We start from the raw sequence: 17,435 nt of genomic DNA on the forward strand, positions 1-17,435 counted from the left end.
TTAAGTCGCTGACCAGGTTCGGCGAGGGTTAGGGTAATCGAACGGGCGTACGATGGAGAGATCGGGCGTATGGCTGAAATGGGGTGGAGGACGGAGGTGCGACATGGCGGGCTACGCCCATCTGCACGTCGCGTCCGGATACTCCGCCCGGTACGGCGCCGCCCACCCCGAGCACCTTGTCCGGCGGGCGGCCGAGCGCGGTATGACGTCGCTCGCGCTCACCGACCGGGACACGGTCACGGGGGCGGTGCGGTTCGCGCAGGCGTGCGCCGGGGCCGGTGTCCGGCCGGTCTTCGGTGTCGACCTCGCAGTGGAAGCTCTCGCGCCGCCGCCTCCCGTGCAGCGGCGCCGTACCCCGGCGCGCGGTGGTGCGCACGTGGTCGAGCCGCCGCTGCGGATCGTGCTGCTCGCGCGGAACCGGGCGGGGTGGGCGCGGCTGTGCCGCATCACCTCGGCCGCGCACGCCGGGACCGCGGGCGGTGCGGCACCGGTGGTGCCGTGGGAGGCGCTGCGCGCACACGGTGGACCCGGCCTGATCGTGTTGCTCGGGCCGCTCTCGGAGCCGGTGCGCGCGCTGGCGGCGGGCCGGGAGGACGTGGCGACGAAGCTGCTGGCGCCGTGGCGGGAGATCTTCGGCGGGGGGATCCGGCTGGAGACCATTCTGCACGGCCGGCCCGGCACCGGGCCGGGATCGCTGCGGCTGGCCGCCCGGACCCTCGCGCTGGCCGACCGCACCCGTACCACCGCCGTGCTCTCCAACGCCGTCCGCTACGCCGACCCCGACCAGCACCGGCTCGCCGATGTCCTGGACGCCGCGCGGCTGCTGCGGCCCATCGACCGGCGCCGCCTGGACAGCGGGCAGCGCTGGCTCAAGGACGAGAGGGCGATGGCGGGCATCGCGCGGCTGATCGCCGAATGCGCGGGAGCGGGCCCCCGGCGGGCCGACCGTCTGCTGGCGGACACCGTCGCCACGGCGGCGTCGTGCACCGTCGATCCCGCGGCGGATCTGGGTCTGGGCACGCCGCACTTCCCGGAGGCGGAAGTGCTCGGCGCCGGGCCCGGGGCGGGCGCCGCGGCACAGTTGCTGCGCCGGCGGAGCGAGGCCGGTATGGCCCGGCGCGGGCTGGAGCGCGACCGCGCCGCGCTCGACCGGCTGGACGAAGAGCTCGCCGTGATCTCCGAGCTGAACTTCGACTCGTACTTCCTCGCCGTCGGACAGGTCGTGGCCGACATCCGGGAGAAGGGCATCCGGGTCGCGGCCCGCGGCTCGGGCGCCGGGTCGATGGTCTGCCACGCCCTGGGCATCGCCACCGCCAACCCGCTCGACCATCACCTGCTGTTCGAACGCTTCCTGAGCGTGCGGCGGGCGTCACTTCCGGACATCGACATCGACGTGGAGTCCGCCAGAAGGCTGGAGTGCTACGACGCGATCTTCGAACGGTTCGGCAGGGAGCGTGTGGCGGTCACCGCGATGCCCGAGACCTACCGGGCCCGCCGGGCTCTGCGGGACACCGGCCTGGCTCTGGGGATCGCACCGGCGGAGGTCGACCGGATCGCCAAGAGTTTCCCGCACCTGCGGGCGTCGGACATCACCGGCGCGCTCGCCGAACTGCCCGAACTGCGCGGGCTGGCGGCCGAGGCGGAACGGTACGGGCCGCTGTGGGAGCTTGCCGAAGGGCTCGACTCCCTGGTCCACGGCATGGCCATGCATCCCTGCGGAGTGGTCATCAGCGACGCGACGCTGCTGGACCGGCTGCCGGTGCAGCCGACCCCCCAGGGCGACTACCCGATGGCCATGGCGGCCAAGGAGGAGATCGAGGCGCTGGGCAACATCAAACTGGACGTCCTGGGCGTACGGATGCAGTCCGCGATGGCTCACGCGGTCGCCGAGATCGAACGGACGACCGGCAACCACATCGACCTGGACGACCCGCGGCAGGTGCCGCTCGACGACGTCTTCGCGTTCAAGATCATCCAGGAGAGCCGGACCCTGGGCCTGTTCCAGCTCGAATCCCCCGGCCAGCAGGACCTGCTGTTCCGGCTGCAGCCCCGCGACCCGCAGGACGTCATCGCCGACATCAGTCTCTTCCGCCCCGGGCCGGTCGCCGGAGGGATGCCCGAGCGGTACATCGCCGCCCGCCATGGCGGCACTCCCTCCTACGCCCACCCGGACCTCGAACCCGTGCTCGCCGACACCTACGGCGTGACCATCTGGCACGAACAGATCATCGAGACGCTGTCGGTGCTGACCGGTTGCGACCGTGCCCTGGCCGAGGTCGCCCGGCGGGCGCTCGGTGACAAGGACCGGCTGCCCCGGATCAAGGGCTGGTTCCACCGCGAGGCACGCGCCCGCGGCTACAACGCGAAGGTCCGGGACGAGGTGTGGAGGACCGTCGAGGCCTTCGGCGCCTACGGCTTCTGCCGGGCGCACGCGGTCGCCTTCGCCGTACCGGCCCTGCAGAGTGCCTGGCTCAAGGCGCACTACCCGGCCTTCCTGCTGGCCGGGCTGCTCGAACACGACCCCGGTATGTGGCCCAAGCGTGTCCTCGTCGCCGATGCCCGCCGGCACGGCGTTCCCGTCCTGCCCGTCGACGTCAACCGCTCCGGGGCGGAGCACACCGTGGAGCGGGCCGACGGGGAGCAGTGGGGCGTGCGGCTCGCGCTGTCCGCGGTGCGCGGTATCAGCGAGCAGGAGTGCGCCCGGATCGAGGAGGGCCGGCCGTACGGATCGCTGTCGGACTTCTGGCAGCGGGGCCGTCCCAGCAGACCGGTCGCCGAACGCCTCGCGGAGATCGGTGCCCTGAGCCCTCTCCATGACGGGCGGCTCACCCGGCGCGACCTTCTCCTGCAGCTCACCGAACTCCACCGGCAGTCCCGCCATCGGTCCGCAGGCAGGGGCCAGTTGCCCATCGACGCGGACGCGGCCGGAGGAGCGGAACCGAGCGGCCTGCCCGAAATGACCGGACGCGAGGCCCTGAACGCGGAGCTGAACACGCTCGGCATCGACGTCTCCAAGCACTTGATGGAGCATCATCACCGGCTGCTGCGGGAGATCGGCGCGACCGACGCGGCACACCTGACGACGGCCCGGGCAGGTCAACAGGTGCTCGTCGCCGGGGTACGGGCCTCGACCCAGACCCCGCCGATCGCCAGCGGCAAGCGCATCATCTTCGTCACCCTGGAGGACGGCTCCGGCCTGGTCGACCTGGCCTTCTTCGAAGACTCCCACCCGGCCTGCGCGCACACCGTCTTCCACAGCGGGCTGCTGCTGGTCCGCGGCACGGTCCAGGTGCGCGGCACCCGTCGCACAGTCGTCGGCACCATGGCCTGGGACCTGGACCGGATTGCCGCCGCCCGCCGCGACCACGGTCCCGAAGCCGCTCTCACCCTCCTCGGCGCCGATCACCCGCACCCGACCCCCGCGCAGCCGCGGCGGACCCTGGCCGACGGCACCACAGGGGCCCGGCTGCACCCGTACGCCGACCTGCAACCCGCCGGCAGCCGCTCGGCCGACCTGAAGAAGCTCGGCCACACCAGCCCGGGGAGCGCGGGATGACCACGCGCCGGCGGCACATCGCCCACCTCCACCTGCACGCCGCATTGAGTGAGGATCAGTACGACGACATCATCGAACTGATGTCTGGTATCACGCCCCATGTCCAGGCCGTCCCGCCCCAGGCCGTCCAGCTCGACCTGACGTCGGCGCTCAGATACTTCGATCTGTCTCCCTATGACGTCGTCCAGTTGGCGAAGCTCAGGCTGAAGGCCCTCTACGGCATCGACAGCAGCGCCGGGCTCGCGGGCAACCGCATGCTGGCCGCCATGGCGGCCGACGCGTCCGCGCCGGGGGAGACCACCTGGGTTCCCGCCGGGCAGGCCGCGGACTGGCTGTACCCCCGGCCGGTCACCGCACTGCCGGGGATCGGCCGCGCCACGGCGGACACGCTCGACCGATACGGCCTGCACACCATCGGCCAGGTCGCCGGCGTACCGGCGGCGACCCTGCAACGCCTTCTCGGCACCGGCCCCGCCCGGCTGCTGGCCGAACGTTCCCGAGGTCGTGATCCCCGCCCGGTCGCACCGCTGGAACCGGCGCAGCAGCTGGCCGCCGACCTCGTGCTGGACCGGGACTGTCTCGACCCGGCGCTCCAGCACCGGGCCGTCGTGGAGCTCGCCGACCGGATCGGCCGGCGGCTGCGCGGCGAGAACCAGGTCGCCGGCCGCCTCACCCTCACGGTGCGGTACGCCGACCGCAGTTCCACCACGCGCACGCGTCCGCTGCCGGAACCCACCGACCACTCGCCCGCCCTCGTCGCGGCCGCCCTGGGGCTGTTGGCCTCCCTCGGGCTGCAACGGGCAAGAGTCCGTGCGTTCGTGGTCCGTGCCGACGAGCTGACATCGGCCGGTGCCGCGCACCGCCAACTCTCCCTGGACCCCGGTGACGACCGTGCCCGCGCCGCCGAGGCGGCCACGGACCGAGCCCGCCGCCGCTTCGGTCCAGGAGCCGTGTACCCCGCCGTTCTGGCCCCGGGAATCGCCGGGCGGGCCACCGCGCACCGGCTTCCGGAGACCGGCGCGAAGCCGGCGGGGGCGCCGAGCGCACCGACGGCGCAGACCCGGCACCGCCCCGGGTGCCGAAGCGGATGAAACCCGGGCGGCCGCTCCTCCGGCCGCTCAAGGGGGGTCAGTTTTTACCGACGCGTAACTTCCCACGCCACCCTACTCGTGCGTAATTTGGCTTGAGTACCCAGAACTTGAGTACACAGAAGGTCAGCAGTCAGAACTTGTGGTCCGGGCCGCAGGGCGTACAGACATCGCAACTCCCTTGAGCCGCAAGGAGACCACACGATGCTGCCCTGGAACCGTGCGTCGCGTACCCCACGTACGCAAAGAACCCTCGCCGCACTGCTCCTCGCCGTCGCCGCCGTCGCCGCCCCCACGGCCACCGCCGCTGCAGCCGCCCCCACCGCCGCAACCACCTCCCGTGGCTGGAACGACTACTCCTGCAAGCCCTCCGCAGCCCACCCCCGCCCCGTCGTCCTGGTCCACGGAACCTTCGGGAACTCGATCGACAACTGGCTGCTGCTTGCCCCGTACCTCGTCGGCCGGGGCTACTGCGTCTACTCACTGGACTACGGTCAGCTGCCCGGAGTGCCGGTCTTCAACGGCCTCGGCCCGATCGACAGGTCGGCCGGTCAGCTCGCCGCGTTCGTCGACGAGGTGCTCGCCTCCACCGGGACGTCCGAGGTCGACATCGTCGGTCACTCCCAGGGCGGCATGATGCCGAACTACTACCTGAAGTTCCTCGGCGGGGCCGCCAAGGTGAACGCCATGATCGGGCTCGCACCCGACAACCACGGCACCACCCTCCTCGGCCTGACGAAGTTACTGCCGTACTTCCCGGGAGTGGAGGACCTGCTGAACGCCAGCACACCCGGTCTCGCCGACCAGGTGGCGGGTTCCCCCTTCATCACCAAGCTCAACGCGGGCGGCGACACCGTGCCCGGAGTGCGCTACACGGTCATCGCGACCAGGTACGACGAGGTCGTGACCCCGTACCGCACGCAGTTCCTGAACGGGCCGAACGTGCGCAACGTCCTGCTCCAGGACCTGTGCCCGGTCGATCTCTCCGAACATGTGGCGATCGGCACCGTCGACCGGATCGCCTACCACGAGGTGGCGAACGCCCTGGACCCGGCACACGCCACCCCCACCACCTGCGCCTCGGTCGTCAACTGAAGACTGTCCCGCCCCCGGTGCGCCGGGGGCGTTCCGTACCGTGCGGGCCGCCGCGGTCGGCAGTGGGTGGCACGATCGACGCATGACGACGATCGACTGGGATTCCGCGGCCGACTCCTTCGACGAGGAGCCCGACCACGGGCTGCTCGATCCCGTGGTCCGGCACGCCTGGGCACGGCGGCTGGAGAGCTGGCTGCCCGGCGAGCGCTCCGAGGTGCTCGATCTGGGGTGCGGCACCGGAAGCCTCGCGCTGCTCGTCGCCGGACAGGGGCACCGGGTCACCGCTGTCGACCGGTCGCCGCGCATGGTGGAGCAGGCGCGGGCCAAGCTCGCGGGCACGGGCACCGCGGTGCATCTCGGCGACGCGGCCCGACCGCCGGTCGGAAAGCAGCAGTTCGATGTGGTCATGGCCAGACACGTCGTGTTCCTGCTGCCCGATCCGGCGGCGGTCCTGCGTCACTGGTTCACCCTGCTGCGGCCCGGCGGCCGGCTGATCCTGATCGAGGGAGTTCGGGGCGGGGCCGGCCTCTCCGCGGAGCGGCTGACCGGGCTGCTCTCCGGGCTCACCGAGCGCGTCCACCACGAGCAGCTCTCCGGCGACCCGGCCCTGTGGGGCAAGCTGGTCGACGACGAGCGCTATGCCCTGGTGGCCCGGGCCGAACCGCCGCACCGGCACACCGAGGTCGTCGATGTGCATCTGATCCTCCGCCGCGGCCCCGACGTCCTGCTCGCCCGCCGGGCCAATACGGGGTACGCGGACGGGCTGTTCAACAACCCGTCCGGACACGTCGAGGACGGCGAGGACGTCCGCGAGGCGATGATCCGTGAGGCCGCCGAGGAGATCGGTGTCGAACTCGGCCCGGACGAACTGCGGGTCGCCCTGGTCATGCAGCACCGCGGCCCCGGCGGCAGTCCCCGGACCGGCTGGTTCTTCGAGGCGGAGTACGACCCCGCCCGCCCGCCGTACAACCGCGAACCGGACAAGTGCTCCGGGCTGTCCTGGTTCCCGCTGGACGCCCTCCCGGACGACATCGTCGCCTACTGCCGGGCGGGACTCGACGGCTACCGCGCGGGGGAGCACTTCCTGATCCACTGGCACGAGGACGGCGACACCGTGGCGTACCAGCCGCACGGCATCCCCCGCGCGGTTTTGCTGCCGGCCGGCGGAGCCGGCACCGGCGGGGTTCACCACATCGAGCTGTGGGTGCCCGATCTGCCGGTGGCCGAGCGGGGCTGGGGCTGGCTGCTCGGCGAGCTGGGCCATGTTCCGTACCAGCGCTGGGAACACGGCCGGAGCTGGCGGCGCGGCGACAGCTATGTGGTGGTGGAGCAGTCACCCGACCTGACCGGGGTGACGCACGACCGCCGCAGTCCCGGCCTCAACCACCTGGCGTTCCATGTCCGGGACCGGGCCACCCTCGACGGACTGGTGGCCAGGGCCCCCGAGCACGGCTGGCGGCAGCTCTTCCCGGACCGCTACCCGCACGCGGGCGGCGACGGGCACATCGCCGCCTACCTGGAGGACGCGGCGGGGTACGAGGTGGAACTGGTCGCCGGAACCGTGCAAGCCCCTCCGGCACCGGAGGACCCGGCGCCGTACACCGATGTCTGGGCGCGGCGCCGGGACTAGGGCCTCTCGGGGCTCCCCCGCCGGACACCCCCCGGGATCAGCCGGGCCGGCCTCGGCGCAGGCCGCCGGGCGGAGCCCCGGACGGGCCCGAGCGCCCGTCCGGGGTGGTGCGGCCCTCACTCACAGGGTGCGCTCCAGGCGATCGGCCATCAGCCTGACGAAGCGCGACGGGTCGCCCAGTTCACCGCCCTCGGCCAGCAGCGCCAGATCGTGGAGGAGCTCGGCCGTCTCCTCCAGGCCCGTACCGGCATCCTCACCGCGTTCGGCGTGCGCCCGGTTGAGGCCGCTGACCAGCGGGTGCTCCGGGTTGAGTTCGAGGATGCGCTTGACCTGGGGGACCGGCTGGCCCATGGCGCGGTACATGTTCTCCAGGGCGGGCGTCACGTCATGCGTGTCCGAGACGATGCAGGCGGGCGAGACGGTGAGACGCGAGGAGAGCCGTACCTCCTTGACGGTCTCGCCCAGCCGGCCCGTCATCCAGGTCAGCAGGTCCGCGTACTCCTGCTGCCGGTTCTCACGCTCGGTCGCGGCCTCCTTCTTCTCCTCCTCGGTACCGAGCTCGACCTCGCCCTTGGCGACGGACCGCAGCTTCTTCCCGTCGAATTCGGGCTCCGCCTCGACCCACACCTCGTCGACGGGGTCGGTCAGCAGCAGGACCTCGACGCCCTTGGCCCGGAACGCCTCCATGTGCGGGGAGTTCTCGATGGCCTGCCGGGACTCGCCCGTGAGGTAGTAGATGTGCTCCTGGCCGTCCTTCATCCGCTCCACGTACTGCCGCAGCGTGGTCGGCTCGTCCTTGTCGTGGGTCGTGGCGAAGGAGGCGACCCCGAGGATGGCGTCGCGGTTCTCGAAGTCGCTCAGCAGCCCTTCCTTGAGGACGCGGCCGAACTCCCGCCAGAACGTGGCGTAGCGCTCCGGGTCGGCGGACATCATGTCCTTGACCGTCGACAGCACCTTCTTCGCCAGACGCCGGTGCATCAACTGGATCTGGCGGTCCTGCTGGAGGATCTCGCGCGACACGTTGAGCGACAGGTCCTGCGCGTCGACGACACCCTTGACGAAGCGCAGGTACGGCGGCATCAGTGCTTCGCAGTCGTCCATGATGAAGACGCGCTTCACATAGAGCTGGATGCCGCGCTTGTACCCCTGCATGAACAGGTCCTGGGGCGCGTGCGACGGGATGAAGAGCAGCGCCTGATACTCGAAAGTGCCCTCCGCCTGCAGCCGGATGGTTTCGAGCGGGGCGATCCAGTCATGGCTGATGTGCTTGTACAGCTCGTGGTACTCGTCGTCCTTGACCTCGTCGCGTGAGCGCGCCCAGAGAGCCTTCATCGAATTGAGGGTCTCGGGTTCGCGCGGGGCGGCGCCGGCCTCCTCCCCGGTGCCCTCGGCGTCGCCGGCCGGGGTCTCCGCGGCCATCCTGACGGGCCAGGTGATGAAGTCCGAATACCGCTTGACAATCTCCCTGATCTTCCAGGGAGAGGTGTAGTCGTAGAGCCGGTCGTCGGTGTCCTCCGGCTTGAGCCGGAGCGTGACCGCGGTGCCCTGGGGAGCACTGTCGACGGTCTCGATCGTGTACGTGCCCTCGCCGGTCGACGTCCAGCGGGTGCCCTGGCTCTCGCCCGCGCGCCGGGTCAGCAGCGTGACCTCGTCGGCCACCATGAAGCTGGCGTAGAACCCCACCCCGAACTGGCCGATCAGCCCTTCGGCGGCGGTGGAGTCCTCGGCCTCCTTGAGTTCTCGCAGGAACTTCGCCGTGCCCGAGTTCGCGATGGTCCCGATGAGCTGGACCACTTCATCGTGCGACATGCCGATGCCGTTGTCCCGCACGGTCAGCGTACGGGTCTGCTTGTCGGTCTCGATGTCGATGTGGAGGTCGGACACATCCGCGCCGAGCGAGTCGTCGCGGAGCGCTTCGAGTCGCAGCTTGTCGAGCGCGTCGGAGGCGTTGGAGACGAGTTCGCGCAGGAACACGTCCTTGTTCGAGTAGATCGAGTGGATCATCATCTGCAGAAGCTGGCGCGCTTCCACCTGAAACTCGAACGTCTCAGTGGGCATAATCCGTGATTCCTTCTCAGGTCACCAGGTCGGGAAACTGACCTGAGCACTGTAATTCAGCTGGTCATCACGGGAACGGTGTTTCCCCCGGCTGACGCTCATTGCCGGGCGGACCGTGCGGCGGCCCGCCCGGAACCGGAACACATCCCTGCGCCGGTCAGGCCAGCAGCGCCGCGAAACCCTCCGCGCGGGCCAGGTGCTCCAGCTCGTCCAGCGCCCGGCCGGCCGCCCCGGCCGCCGCCGGATCGCGCTCGGCGAGCCCGCTCTTTGCGAACTCGTCCTCGTCCAGCCGGAGCACGGACGTGCGGTCCGCCGACACCCACAGATCCAGGTCGAGATCCTCGACCAGCAGCTCCCCGTCCCGCAGCACGGCGGGGCGGGTGATGTCGCAGTACCAGCCCTTGAGTTCGCCCGCGCCGGTACGGACCTCCTTCACGGCGAACCAGCGGTCGCGCCAGTAGTGCTCGGTGAACACGTCGCCGGGCTCGAACCGCACGAAGCCGAAGTCCCGTACCCCCGGCGCCGCCCACGGCGCACGCACCGTCACACGGGTGCCGTCGTCACGGACCACGTCTGCTTGGTAGCAGATCTTGGTCCGCCCGGCCTTCGTCAGGGCGACCACCAGGGTGTCGTCAGCCGAGCATGCGGACATGGCGCACCTCCGTGGCACAGATCTCGTAGCCGAACCATCGGTTGACCGCCAGCATGGGGCCGTTCTCCGCGTCATTGCCGGTGTACGCGTCCGTGTACCCGGCGGCGCGCGCCCGGTGCAGCGAGTCGTTCTTGGCGAGCTTGGCCAGGCCCCGGCCGCGGTACGCCCGCCGGGTGCCGGTCATCCCGGACATGTACCGGGTCCGGCCGTCGGTCTCCGCGACGCTGAACGCCGCCACCTCCCCGTCCACCACCGCGACCGAGGTGAGCTCGTGGTCGAGCGCGGGGGTGCGCCAGGTGTGGTTGAGCCAGTCCTCGTAGTCGGACAGCTCAATCGGGGTGTCGCTTGGCTCGTCGGCCGTGGTCTCGGCGTCCGCCTCGAAGAGCGGGCGCGGGTCGTCCGCGAAGTCCGCGGCGGTACGCAGCTCGACGCCGGGTGGCGGCTCCTGACGGGGCGGCAGCGATCCGCCCGCCAGGTCGAGGTGGAGGAAGTGCGCCGGACGGCTCGGCGCATAGCCGCGCTTCTCGGCGAAGGCCAGGTTCGACGGGGTGTCGAGCACCCAGGTATAGACCGAGGTCGCGCCCTCCCGCGCCAGATACTCCTCGGCCGTCCTCAGCAGCAGCCCACCCGCTCCGAGCCCGGTGCGGTCCGGGTGCGTGTACGTGTTGCAGAACCCCTGACCGGGTTCGGGGCTGTCGTAGACGAGGCCGACCTGTGCGGTCCCGATCAGCTCCCCGTCCTTCTCGGCGACCAGCAGGCGGTAGTGCTTGTCGGGAGGGGCGGAGGCGAGATCGAAGACGACCTGCTCGGGAGTGGTCACCAGGTAGGGGAGCGCGGCACGCCGGACCCGCACCCATGCCTCCGCATCGGCGGGCAGGAAGTCGCGAACGAGGACAGTCATGGGCCGGACGTTACGCGGGGTGGCGTACGGGCCGCGCCTGGTTTTCCGGCGGTGGGGGACAATCGGCGCGTGACCCTGAAGATCGTTCTTGATCCCGATGCCGGTACCGCCCCGTACGAGCAACTGCGCACGCAGATCTCCGAACTGGCCCGCTCCGGCGCGCTGCCCGTCGGTTTCAGACTCCCGACGGTACGCGGCTTCGCCGAGGAGCTCGGCCTCGCCGCGAACACCGTCGCCAAGGCGTACCGGGCGCTGGAGGCCGACGGGGTGATCGAAACCCGTGGCCGCAACGGCACGTTCATCGCCGCCGCCGGTGATGCGGCGGAACGCCATGCGGCGGCCGCCGCACAGGAGTACGCGCAGCAGGCGCGGCGGCTGGGTCTGTCGCGGGCCGACGCGCTGGCCCTGGCCGAGGACGCGTTGCAGGCGGCGTACGCGGTGAAGTGAGGTGGGGCGGGGTGGGGCGGGGCGGTGCCGGAGTCGCGGCCGGGGCCGTCCGGCGGCTGTTCGTCCCCGCACGCCGGACGGGCTCGCGGGGCGTTTTCCCTGCGCGCCGGACGGGCTCGCGGGCGTTCCCTGTTCGCCGGACGGGCTCGCAGGGTGCTCCTCGCTCGCCGGGCGGGCTCGCAGGCCGGCTCAGAGATACAGGCCCGCGTCCGCGCCGGAATCCTGTTTCGGCACCGACGCGGGACCGCTGCCCCGTCGCAGCGCGTACAACTCGGCGAGCGTGGCACCCTCGCGGCCGAGCCCTTCCTCCGTACCCAGCCAGGCCACCGCCTCCGAGCGGGTCAGTGAGCCCACCTCGATCCTGGCGAGGCAGCGGCCGGGCCTGACCACGGCCGGGTGGAGCCGCTCCAGGTCCTCGTTGGTGGTGACGCCCACCAGTACGTTGCGGCCCTGGCCCAGCAGTCCGTCGGTGAGGTTCAGCAGCCGGGACAGCGCCTGGCCCGCCGTGTGCTTGGCCTCGCCGCGGATCAACTCGTCGCAGTCCTCCAGGAGCAGCAGCCGCCAACGGCCCTTGGACGTTCCCTCGTCCTCGCCGATCGCGATGTCCATCAGATAGCCGATGTCGTTGAAGAGCCGCTCCGGATCGAGCACGCAGTCGACCTGGCACCAGTCCCGCCACGAGCGGGCGAGCGTGCGCAGCGCGGACGTCTTGCCGGTGCCGGGCGGGCCGTGCAGCAGGAGCAGCCGGCCGGCGATGTCGTCGGGCGTGACCTTCATCAGCCGGTCCATGGCGTCGGCCACCGGCGCCGTGTAGTTGGCGCGGACCTCGTCCCAGGTGCCGGCGGCGATCTGCCGGGTGGTGCGGTACGGGCCGCGGCGCGGGGACACGTACCAGAAGCCCATCGTCACGTTCTCGGGCTGCGGTTCCGGCTCGTCCCGGGCGCCGTCCGTCGCCTGGCCGAGGATCCGCTGCGCCAGCTCCGGACCGGTCGCGGTGACCGTGACATCGGCACCACGGTTCCACCGCGAGACGAGCAGGGTCCAGCCGTCGCCCTCGGCGAGCGTGGCGCTGCGGTCGTCGTCGCGGGCGACGCGCAGCACCTTGGCCGCCGGGGGCAGCAGAGTGGCCCCGGCCTTGACGCGGTCGAGGGAGGAGCTGTGCGAGTACGGCTGCTCGCCCGTCGCGAAGCGGCCGAGGAACAGCGCGTCGACGACATCGGACGGGGAGTCGCTGTCGTCGACGGTGAGCCGGATCGGCAGAGCGGACTCAGGGTTGGCGGACATGACGCCCATGATCCGGCACGCAGGCACCCCACGCACCCGGGTTTCACCAGCTTCTCCTCCCCCGCTCACGCGGAGCGCCCGAGTACATGACGCGGCCTCAAGGGGGCGTACGGAAGAACTCATTGGACCAACTTGGCATGAACACTTCCGGTGGGGGCGTGGGTACTGCTACCACGGACACGGCGGACCCGCGGAGGTCCTGCCGGTCGGCCCAAGGGAGGTTCCATGAAAATGTCCAGACTCGTGGCGTTCTCGTCATCGCTCCTGCTCGGTGCCGTACTCGCTCTGACCGGAGCGGCCACCGCCGACGCCGCACAGTCTGTCCAGGCAGTCGACTACGTAGCCCTCGGCGATTCGTACTCCTCGGGGGTCGGATCCGGCAGCTACGACAGCGCCGGCGGGGACTGCAAGCGCAGCACCAAGGCCTATCCGGCGCTCTGGGCCGCCGCCAACTCGCCCTCGTCCTTCGCCTTCACCGCTTGCTCGGGCGCCCGTACGGGTGATGTCAAGTCCGGCCAGCTCGGCCCGCTCAGCTCCTCGACCGACCTCGTCTCGATCTCCATCGGCGGCAATGACGCGGGCTTCGCCGACGTCATGACCACCTGTGTCCTCCAGTCGGAGGCCACCTGCCTCGGCCGGATCGCCACGGCCCGCAGCTTTGTCGACACCACGCTGCCCGGCAGTCTGGACTCGGTGTACTCGGCGATCCGTGCCAAGGCGCCGTCCGCGCATGTCGTCGTCCTCGGCTACCCGCGCTTCTACAAGATCGGCGGCAGCTGCGTCGTCGGGCTGAGTGACAAGGTGCGTACCGCGATCAACGGCGCCGCCGACTACCTCAACGCGGCGACCGCCAAGCGTGCCGCCGACCACGGCTTCACCTTCGCCGACGTCGGCGGGAAGTTCACCGGGCACGAGATCTGCTCCGGAAGTGCCTGGCTGCACAGTCTCAGCTGGCTCGACGTCGGTGAGTCGTACCACCCCACCGCGGCCGGTCAGTCGGGCGGCTACCTGCCCGCCTTCGCCTCGGCCGCCTGATCTCTCCTCCCGTGCGTGCGCCGGGCCCGTTCGGCCGTCCGACGGGCAGGAGGCCCCCGTCCGCAGGGGTCTCCGTCCGGCACCCCGCCGGCCGGCGGTGGTGAATCATTTCCGTTCTGTCCAACTCGCCCTGGAATCAGGCGAATCGGGTGCGGGAACGTCAACATCCGTATGTGTGTGCTCGATCCTGCGACCGGGATACACGAGTGTCGGTGCGGGGGGTTAGGGTTAACCTGCCCGGGCCGGGTGCCCTCGTACGGGTGGGGAGTGACATGGAACAGATAGTGATGCGCAGCAGGCCGCGTGTGCCTGCCATTACCTGCGGAAGCGGTGCGACGAGTTCGCGCCTCGACCGCCATCTCGCGGTGCTCGGCGGACCCGCCGTGCCGCAGCGGGAGTCCGCGGAGGCGACGCTGCTGATGCGTGAGCTCACCTCGCGCGATGCCGCTCGTCATCGTCGGAGCAAGAGCGCGCGCGTCTCCCTCTTCGCGCCGCTGAGTCGACTGCGCCGCTCGCTCTTCGGCAGCCGCCACTGACCGGACGGCCCGTCACGACCGCACAACGGTCCGCCGCCCGGGCTCTCCCCGGCCAGGGTTCGTCGTCCAGGTCCCCCGCTCGGGGCCGCTCGGGCGATCGCACTGTCCCGGCGTCGCGCTGCTGTCGGCTCTCCCGTCATCCCCGGAGTCCGCAGCGGCGCTTCGGTGTGCTCGCCCGTCGTCGGAACGAGGGTGCCGGAGTCCGGCGCACCGCGGTGGGGCTCGGCCACCGCGGCCTACGGACAAGCGCCCGCGGAAACGCACCCGCGCGAACGTGTCGCAGCCTCTCCGACCGACCGGCCGGACTGTGCCTCCTCGCTTCCGGCCCGACCGCGGTACGGCCCGCGGCCGGAGGGCCCCGGCCCGGTGAGGACGGCGGAGGTCACTCGCCGCCGCGCGCGTAACGTCGTACGGCCAGCGGCACGAACACCGCGAGGAGCGCCGCCGACCAGGCGAGCGTCCCGGCCACCGGGTGCGCGACCGGCCAGGCGGCGTCGACCGCCGGGGACGCGTTGCCGAACAGTTCGCGGGTGGCCGATGCCATGGCGCTGATCGGGTTCCACTCCGCGACCGTGCGCAGCCAGCCCGGCAGATTGTCGGTCGGGATGTACGCGTTCGACAGCAGCGGCAGGATGAAGGTGGCGCTGCCCAGCTGACCGGCGGCTTCCTCGTTGCGGATCAGCAGCCCCAGCCAGCAGCCCAGCCAGGACGTGGCGAACCGGAGGAGCAGCAGCAGCCCGAAGGCGCCCAGGGCGGCGAGCGGGCCGCCCTCGATCCGCCAGCCGACCGCGAGTCCGACCAGGATCAGCGGAATCATGCCGATGGCCGTGGTGAGCAGATCGGCGGCGGTCTGGCCGAACGGTACGGCGGGCCGGCTCATCGGCAGCGTGCGGAACCGTTCCATCACCCCGCGGTCGCAGTCCTGCGAGGCCTGGAACATTCCGACCATGATGCCGTTGGCCGCCGTCGCCGCCAGCAGGCCCGGCACGAGGAGCGCGCGGTACTCCTGGCCGGGCATGGCCAGGGCGCTGCCGAACACGTAGCCGAAGAACAGCAGCATCGTGATCGGCATGGTCTGGGTGAGGATCATGACGCCCGGCGCGGCCTTGATCCGTTGCAGATGGCGGCCCAGCATGGCCAGGGCGTCGGCGACCGGGGTGCCCGTGGCGGGCGCGGCGGTCGGCTCGTGGACCGGTGTGATACTGCTCATGCTGCCGTCTCCTTCGGGGGCGGGGAGGTGCGGCCGTCGTTGCGGCCGGTCAGGCGGAGGAAGACCTCGTCGAGCGTCGGCGGGCGCAGGCTCGCGTCGACCAGTGGTACGCCCGCCGCGTCGAGTTCGCGGACGATGCGGGGGAGGGTGAGGGTGGTGTCGGTCGCGACGGCGCCCACGGTGCGGCGCTCGTGGTCGAGCACCGGTTCGGCGCCGGTGAGCTGATCGAGGACGGCTGCCGCCGGGACCAGCGCCGACTCGTGGGGGACGACGACTTCGGTGTAGTTGCCGATGCGGGCCTTCAGCTCGGTGGGGGTGCCGCGGTGCGCGGCCCGGCCCCGGTCGATCAGCACGACGTCGTCGGCCAGCTGATCGGCCTCCTCCAGGTACTGCGTGGTGAGCAGGACCGTCGTGCCCCGGCCGGCCAGTTCCCGTACGGCCGCCCAGATCTGATTGCGGCTGTGCGGGTCGAGTCCGGTGGTCGGCTCGTCCAGGAACAGCACCCGGGGGCGGGTCAGCAGGCCGGCCGCGAGGTCGAGGCGGCGGCGCATACCGCCCGAATAGGTGCGGGCCGGGCGGTCGGCGGCCTCCGTCAGCTCGAAGCGTTCCAGCAGCTCGTCGGCGCGGGTGCGCGCGGCCTCGCCGCGGAACCGGAGCAGCTTGGCGAAGAGCCGCAGGTTCTGCCGGCCGGACAGCTCGCCGTCGACCGAGGCGCTCTGCCCGATCACGCCGATCGCCGCGCGCACCGCACCCGCCTCGCGCACCACGTCGTGGCCCGCCACCCGGGCGCTTCCGGCGTCCGGGGGCGCCAGCGTGGTGAGGATCCGGACGGCGGTGGTCTTGCCCGCGCCGTTCGGCCCCAGTACTCCGTAGACCGTGCCCTCGGCGACCGCCAGATCGAGTCCCCGCAGTGCGTGGACGTCGCCGTAGCGCTTCTCCAGACCTTCACTAAGTACAGCGTACGTAGTTGTCATGTGGGCACCATAGCGCACTACGTACGGTGTACGTAACTACGATGAGGGGAGAGGTGGTGATCAATGGTGGGGCGACCCGCTGTACCCGAAGTGATCTGGGCGCGCCCCGAACGTGCCGGCCGGGGCCCCAGGCCCGCGTTCAGCCGTGCCGACATCGCGGCGGCCGCCGTCCGTATCGCCGATGCGGAGGGTCTGGACGCGGTGTCCATGCGGAAGGTCGCGGCGGAGCTCGGCTGCGGCACCATGTCGCTCTACAACTACGTGCCGCGCAAGGAGGACCTGTACGAGCTGATGCTCGACGCGGTCAGCGACGGGTACGAGTTCCCGGAGCCCTCCGGCGACTGGCGCGCCGATCTCGTCGCACTGGCCCACCAGGCCCGAGAGATGATGCACCGCCATACCTGGGTGCCCCGGCTGATGTCACCCGTGTACGGCTTCAGCCCGAATGCCCTGCGGTATCTGGAATACGCGCTCAGCTGCCTGGACGGGGTCGACGCGCGGTTCGGCGAGAAGATGGAACTCATCGCCATGGTCAACGGTGTGGTCACCACCTATGTGGCCAACGAGATCGCCACGGCGGAGCGCAGCCGGTCCCTGCCCTGGTCCGAGGAGCAGGAGCAGGCCGCGCGCACCGGCTATCTGATCAGCCAGATCGCGACCGGGAAATATCCGCGGATGGCGGCGGGGTTCGCCGAGGACCCCGGGCCGATCGATCTGGACGGGGTCTTCGACCGGGCGCTGCACCGGTTGCTGCACTCCTTCGGCCGGTAGGGCCTCTCGTTTGGATCATGCCGGGCTCGCGGGGCCCGGCACGCACTCCCCCAAGGCCTTAAGGGCCAGGGGGGACCCCCCTCCGCGTTGTCGTCGGTCGACATGGCTCCTTCCCCAAGCTCTCGGCTCCGCTCGAGCAGGGGAGACCCCATCTGCCTCCCTCCTCCGCCTTGCGATCGCACGCACCAGACCCCGCTC

At 71.3% G+C, this 17,435-nt stretch carries 14 protein-coding genes; 8 read left to right on the forward strand and 6 right to left on the reverse strand.

Annotated elements, in window-relative coordinates; genetic code table 11:
- Nucleotides 1-103: 103 nt before the first annotated feature.
- The 4 genes from ACF08M_RS14470 to ACF08M_RS14485 all read left to right on the forward strand — a co-directional run bounded on the left by ACF08M_RS14470 (nucleotide 104) and on the right by ACF08M_RS14485 (nucleotide 7,369).
- Nucleotides 104-3,556 carry a DNA polymerase III subunit alpha gene (locus tag ACF08M_RS14470; protein WP_392185575.1) on the forward strand — a complete coding sequence of 1,151 codons (3,453 nt, stop codon included), beginning with the start codon at nucleotides 104-106 and terminating at the stop codon, nucleotides 3,554-3,556.
- Nucleotides 3,553-4,647, forward strand: a complete 1,095-nt coding sequence (locus ACF08M_RS14475) for an ImpB/MucB/SamB family protein (RefSeq protein ID WP_392185576.1) — start codon at nucleotides 3,553-3,555, stop codon at nucleotides 4,645-4,647. Before ACF08M_RS14470 ends, ACF08M_RS14475 begins: the two co-directional genes overlap by 4 nt.
- A gap of 201 nt (nucleotides 4,648-4,848) precedes the next feature.
- Complete coding sequence (locus tag ACF08M_RS14480; RefSeq protein WP_392185577.1) at nucleotides 4,849-5,739, forward strand: esterase/lipase family protein; 891 nt, start codon at nucleotides 4,849-4,851, stop codon at nucleotides 5,737-5,739.
- 82 nt (nucleotides 5,740-5,821) lie between these two features.
- A complete protein-coding gene (locus ACF08M_RS14485; protein ID WP_392185578.1) occupies nucleotides 5,822-7,369 on the forward strand; it encodes a trifunctional class I SAM-dependent methyltransferase/NUDIX hydrolase/VOC family protein in 1,548 nt (515 codons plus the stop codon).
- A gap of 120 nt (nucleotides 7,370-7,489) precedes the next feature.
- On the opposite strand, the gene htpG is transcribed toward ACF08M_RS14485, so the two are convergent.
- The 3 genes from htpG to ACF08M_RS14500 form a co-directional block, all read right to left on the reverse strand.
- On the reverse strand, nucleotides 7,490-9,427 hold the full coding sequence (htpG, locus tag ACF08M_RS14490) for a molecular chaperone HtpG (protein WP_392185579.1): 1,938 nt from the start codon (nucleotides 9,425-9,427) through the stop codon (nucleotides 7,490-7,492).
- Nucleotides 9,428-9,584: 157 nt separating this feature from the next.
- Nucleotides 9,585-10,079, reverse strand: coding sequence for a DUF402 domain-containing protein (locus tag ACF08M_RS14495; RefSeq protein WP_392185580.1), 495 nt, complete (start codon nucleotides 10,077-10,079; stop codon nucleotides 9,585-9,587).
- Nucleotides 10,060-10,980, reverse strand: a complete 921-nt coding sequence (locus tag ACF08M_RS14500) for a GNAT family N-acetyltransferase (protein WP_392185581.1) — start codon at nucleotides 10,978-10,980, stop codon at nucleotides 10,060-10,062. The genes ACF08M_RS14495 and ACF08M_RS14500 overlap by 20 nt, the downstream gene beginning before the upstream one ends.
- A 69-nt stretch (nucleotides 10,981-11,049) precedes the next feature.
- Here ACF08M_RS14500 and ACF08M_RS14505 point away from each other — a divergent pair, with 69 nt between their 5' ends.
- The gene (locus tag ACF08M_RS14505; protein WP_392185582.1) at nucleotides 11,050-11,427 is read left to right on the forward strand and encodes a GntR family transcriptional regulator; all 378 of its coding nucleotides are present in this window, start codon (nucleotides 11,050-11,052) and stop codon (nucleotides 11,425-11,427) included.
- 189 nt (nucleotides 11,428-11,616) lie between these two features.
- On the opposite strand, the gene ACF08M_RS14510 is transcribed toward ACF08M_RS14505, so the two are convergent.
- A complete protein-coding gene (locus ACF08M_RS14510) occupies nucleotides 11,617-12,711 on the reverse strand; it encodes a DUF5925 domain-containing protein (RefSeq protein WP_392185583.1) in 1,095 nt (364 codons plus the stop codon).
- Between the two features lie 225 nt (nucleotides 12,712-12,936).
- Here ACF08M_RS14510 and ACF08M_RS14515 point away from each other — a divergent pair, with 225 nt between their 5' ends.
- Entirely contained in the window at nucleotides 12,937-13,746 is an 810-nt protein-coding gene (locus ACF08M_RS14515) for an SGNH/GDSL hydrolase family protein (RefSeq protein WP_392185584.1), read from the forward strand.
- Between the two features lie 272 nt (nucleotides 13,747-14,018).
- Nucleotides 14,019-14,282: a hypothetical protein gene (locus ACF08M_RS14520; protein ID WP_392185585.1), complete on the forward strand. Its 264-nt coding sequence runs from the start codon at nucleotides 14,019-14,021 to the stop codon at nucleotides 14,280-14,282.
- Between the two features lie 382 nt (nucleotides 14,283-14,664).
- Here the strand turns inward: ACF08M_RS14520 and ACF08M_RS14525 are convergent, their stop codons facing one another.
- On the reverse strand, nucleotides 14,665-15,417 hold the full coding sequence (locus ACF08M_RS14525) for an ABC transporter permease (RefSeq protein WP_392185736.1): 753 nt from the start codon (nucleotides 15,415-15,417) through the stop codon (nucleotides 14,665-14,667).
- A 71-nt stretch (nucleotides 15,418-15,488) separates the two neighbouring features.
- Entirely contained in the window at nucleotides 15,489-16,466 is a 978-nt protein-coding gene (locus ACF08M_RS14530; RefSeq protein WP_392185586.1) for an ATP-binding cassette domain-containing protein, read from the reverse strand.
- Nucleotides 16,467-16,529: 63 nt separating this feature from the next.
- Here ACF08M_RS14530 and ACF08M_RS14535 point away from each other — a divergent pair, with 63 nt between their 5' ends.
- Entirely contained in the window at nucleotides 16,530-17,237 is a 708-nt protein-coding gene (locus ACF08M_RS14535) for a TetR/AcrR family transcriptional regulator (RefSeq protein WP_392185587.1), read from the forward strand.
- Nucleotides 17,238-17,435 lie beyond the last annotated feature (198 nt).

This window comes from Streptomyces sp. NPDC015032, assembly GCF_043080425.1.
Taxonomy (GTDB): Bacteria; Actinomycetota; Actinomycetes; order Streptomycetales; family Streptomycetaceae; genus Streptomyces.

What these genes read in the sequence shown, in the direction of transcription:
- ACF08M_RS14475 (WP_392185576.1), top strand. Translation starts at nt 3,553, where the DNA reads ATGACCACGCGCCGGCGGCACATCGCCCACCTCCACCTGCACGCCGCA.
- ACF08M_RS14495 (WP_392185580.1), bottom strand. Translation starts at nt 10,079, where the DNA reads ATGTCCGCATGCTCGGCTGACGACACCCTGGTGGTCGCCCTGACGAAG.
- ACF08M_RS14520 (WP_392185585.1), top strand. Translation starts at nt 14,019, where the DNA reads ATGGAACAGATAGTGATGCGCAGCAGGCCGCGTGTGCCTGCCATTACC.
- ACF08M_RS14530 (WP_392185586.1), bottom strand. Translation starts at nt 16,466, where the DNA reads ATGACAACTACGTACGCTGTACTTAGTGAAGGTCTGGAGAAGCGCTAC.
- htpG (WP_392185579.1), bottom strand. Translation starts at nt 9,427, where the DNA reads ATGCCCACTGAGACGTTCGAGTTTCAGGTGGAAGCGCGCCAGCTTCTG.
- ACF08M_RS14525 (WP_392185736.1), bottom strand. Translation starts at nt 15,417, where the DNA reads ATGCTGGGCCGCCATCTGCAACGGATCAAGGCCGCGCCGGGCGTCATG.
- ACF08M_RS14485 (WP_392185578.1), top strand. Translation starts at nt 5,822, where the DNA reads ATGACGACGATCGACTGGGATTCCGCGGCCGACTCCTTCGACGAGGAG.
- ACF08M_RS14480 (WP_392185577.1), top strand. Translation starts at nt 4,849, where the DNA reads ATGCTGCCCTGGAACCGTGCGTCGCGTACCCCACGTACGCAAAGAACC.
- ACF08M_RS14535 (WP_392185587.1), top strand. Translation starts at nt 16,530, where the DNA reads ATGGTGGGGCGACCCGCTGTACCCGAAGTGATCTGGGCGCGCCCCGAA.
- ACF08M_RS14500 (WP_392185581.1), bottom strand. Translation starts at nt 10,980, where the DNA reads ATGACTGTCCTCGTTCGCGACTTCCTGCCCGCCGATGCGGAGGCATGG.
- ACF08M_RS14470 (WP_392185575.1), top strand. Translation starts at nt 104, where the DNA reads ATGGCGGGCTACGCCCATCTGCACGTCGCGTCCGGATACTCCGCCCGG.
- ACF08M_RS14510 (WP_392185583.1), bottom strand. Translation starts at nt 12,711, where the DNA reads ATGTCCGCCAACCCTGAGTCCGCTCTGCCGATCCGGCTCACCGTCGAC.
- ACF08M_RS14515 (WP_392185584.1), top strand. Translation starts at nt 12,937, where the DNA reads ATGAAAATGTCCAGACTCGTGGCGTTCTCGTCATCGCTCCTGCTCGGT.